Source organism: Bradyrhizobium embrapense, from assembly GCF_001189235.2.
Taxonomy (GTDB): domain Bacteria; phylum Pseudomonadota; class Alphaproteobacteria; order Rhizobiales; family Xanthobacteraceae; genus Bradyrhizobium; species Bradyrhizobium embrapense.
The window spans coordinates 1-2,599 of the sequence record NZ_LFIP02000026.1 but is presented as its reverse complement, the minus strand read 5'-3'; the positions used below and the strand labels follow the sequence as shown (position 1 = coordinate 2,599).

Here is a 2,599-nt window from a genome sequence, read left to right as displayed (position 1 = left end):
CGTACGCCTCCGCTGACGGCCGCCTTGTTTGAGGGAGGCGAGCGCTGCAGGTCCTAGGGGTAGTCCTAGGAGAAGCGCTATGACGATATCGCGGGCAGAGGTGATCACATCGGTAGAGCGGCGGCGGCGGTGGTCGCGAGATGAGAAGGAACGGCTAGTTGCAGCATCGCTCGAGCCTGGAGCCACTGTTTCCGAGGTGGCTCGCATGGCCGGCCTTCATGTGAGCCAGCTGTTCCGGTGGCGCAAAGAGCTTTGCAAGCAGGGAGAGACGAGTATAGCTCCGTTCGTGCCGGTCGAAATTGGACCGTCTGTGCTACCGCGGGATCTGACCGAAGCGCCACTGACGACGGCACCGACGCGTCGACGGAGGAGCCAGGGCATCATCGAGATCGACCTTGGTAGCGGACGCCGCATCCGGGTCGATGGCGACGTTGATGGAGACGCGCTGCGTCGCGTTCTCGATGCCCTGGTGCGCCGATGATCCCGGTTCCGACAGGCGCGCGAGTGTGGCTCGCGACAGGCTACACCGATATGCGCAGAGGCTTTCCGTCGTTGGCACTCCAGGTGCAGGAGGTGCTGCACAAAGACCCGCTCAACGGTCATCTGTTCGTCTTCCGTGGTCGCCGCAGCGATCTTGTAAAGGTGATCTGGCACGATGGCCAGGGAGCATGCCTGTTTACCAAAAGGCTTGAGAGAGGCAGGTTCATCTGGCCATCGGTTGCCGGTGAATCGGTAACGATCTCGCCGGCGCAGTTGAGCTATCTGTTGTCCGGGATCGATTGGCGCAACCCACAAGAAACCCAGCGTCCCACGCGGGTCGGATAGTGTTTTGTGGTTTGAATCTGCGGGTTGATCTGATTCACTGGCTTCATGATATCGAAGCCGGACGACCTTCCATCGGACCTTGCGAGTGCCCTGGCGGCGCTGCAGGCCGAGCGTGAGGCGCGGCTACATGCTGAGGCGGTGGCTGCCAGCGTGCGGGCTGAGCTGTCGGACAACGAGGCGCTGATCGCGCATCTTGAGCTGCGGATCGAGAAGCTCAAACGCGAATTGTACGGGCCGCGCTCCGAGCGCACGGCGCGGCTGCTCGAGCAGCTGGAGCTGGAACTCGAAGACCTCGTTGCGGCGGCGAGCGAGGATGAGCTTGCGGGGCAGGCCGCCGCGGCGAAGACACAGAACGTCCGCCCCTTCACGCGCAAGCGGCCGGTGCGCAAACCCTGGCCGGATGACATCGAACGCGAGCGCGTCGTCGCTGAGGCTCCGACGAGCTGTGCCTGCTGCGGTGGATCGCGGCTGGCGAAGATCGGTGAGGATGTGACCAGGACGCTGGAGGAGATCCCGCGTCGCTTCAAGGTCATCGAGACGGTACGGGAGAAGTTCACCTGCCGTGATTGCGAGAAGATCAGCCAGCCGCCGGCACCGTTCCATGCCACGCCGCGCGGCTTCATCGGCCCACAATTGCTGGCGACGATCCTGTTCGAGAAGTTCGGCATGCATATCCCGCTCAACCGCCAGAGTGCTCGCTTCAAGGCTGAGGGGATCGACCTGTCGTTGTCGACGCTGGCTGACCAGGTCGGCCACGGCACCTTCGCCGTCATGCCGCTCTTCCACTTGATCGAACGCCATGTGCTTGCGGCCGAGCGCCTTCATGGCGATGACACCACCATCCGTATCCTGGCGAAGGGCAAGTGCACGACCGGACGGATCTGGACTTATGTGCGGGATGACCGGCCCTTTGCCGGGCCCGCGCCGCCGGCGGCGGTGTATTACGCCTCGAGCGACCGACGAGGCGAGCATCCCCAGAAGCATCTGGCCGCCTTCGGTGGTATCCTGCAAGCCGATTGCTACAACGGCTTCGAGCCGCTGTTCGACCCGCGGAAGAAGGTGCTGCCGATCACCCCGGCGTTTTGCTTTGCCCATGCACGACGGGGCTTCTTCGAGCTGGCTGACATCGAGAAAAATGCTCGAGAAGGCAACAAGGGCAAACCGGCCTCTCCGATCGCGCTGGAGGCGGTCAGGCGCCTCGATGCGCTGTTCGAGGTCGAGCGCGCCATCAACGGCCGCGGCGCCGACGAGCGGCGCGCCGTGCGCCAGGAAGAGAGCAAGCCGCTTCTCGAGGACATGCACGCCTGGTTGCTGCGTGAGCGCGAAACCCTCTCGCGCTCTTCCGAGGTCCTGAAGCCGATCAACTATATGCTCAGGCGCTGGGACGACTTCGCCCGCTTCCTCGAGGATGGCAGGATCTGCTTGCCCAACAATTGCGCCGAACGCGCATTGAGAGGCATCGCCTTGGGACGGCGGAACTGGACCTTCGCCGGAAGCCAGCGTGGCGCCGACCGTGCCGCCATCATGCTGACGATGATCACGAGCTGTCGCCTCAACGAGGTCGATCCGAAGGTCTGGCTCGCCGACATCCTCGCCCGCATCGCCGATCTTCCCGCATCGCGTCTGCACGAACTGCTGCCCTGGGAATGGAAGCTCCTGGGCCAAGCCGGCAAGCCCGCCGGTCAGCAGGCCGCCTGACCTTCACGCAACGCCATCATAGCTCGCCGTGCCCGCGCGCACGCGTCAATCGGGCGGTCTTCATCGTATGCGTACG

General features: G+C 63.9%; 3 protein-coding genes. All 3 read left to right on the top strand.

What is annotated here, in order from left to right; genetic code table 11:
- The first annotated feature begins 79 nt into the window (after positions 1-79).
- Genes tnpA through tnpC form a run of 3 tightly spaced genes read left to right on the top strand, consistent with a single transcriptional unit; the run spans position 80 to position 2,523 of the window.
- Positions 80-481: an IS66-like element accessory protein TnpA gene (gene tnpA / locus AKN83_RS37945; protein WP_050401732.1), complete on the top strand. Its 402-nt coding sequence runs from the start codon at positions 80-82 to the stop codon at positions 479-481.
- Positions 478-825: an IS66 family insertion sequence element accessory protein TnpB gene (gene tnpB / locus AKN83_RS37940; RefSeq protein WP_038936775.1), complete on the top strand. Its 348-nt coding sequence runs from the start codon at positions 478-480 to the stop codon at positions 823-825. The genes tnpA and tnpB overlap by 4 nt, the downstream gene beginning before the upstream one ends.
- A gap of 45 nt (positions 826-870) precedes the next feature.
- Positions 871-2,523 (top strand): IS66 family transposase, encoded by a 1,653-nt coding sequence (gene tnpC / locus AKN83_RS37935; protein ID WP_050401733.1) that lies wholly within the window; start codon positions 871-873, stop codon positions 2,521-2,523.
- The last annotated feature ends 76 nt before the right edge of the window (positions 2,524-2,599 follow it).

Bases quoted from the DNA above. Each gene is read 5' to 3' on its own strand.
- tnpB (WP_038936775.1), top strand. From the start codon at position 478: ATGATCCCGGTTCCGACAGGCGCGCGAGTGTGGCTCGCGACAGGCTAC.
- tnpC (WP_050401733.1), top strand. From the start codon at position 871: ATGATATCGAAGCCGGACGACCTTCCATCGGACCTTGCGAGTGCCCTG.
- tnpA (WP_050401732.1), top strand. From the start codon at position 80: ATGACGATATCGCGGGCAGAGGTGATCACATCGGTAGAGCGGCGGCGG.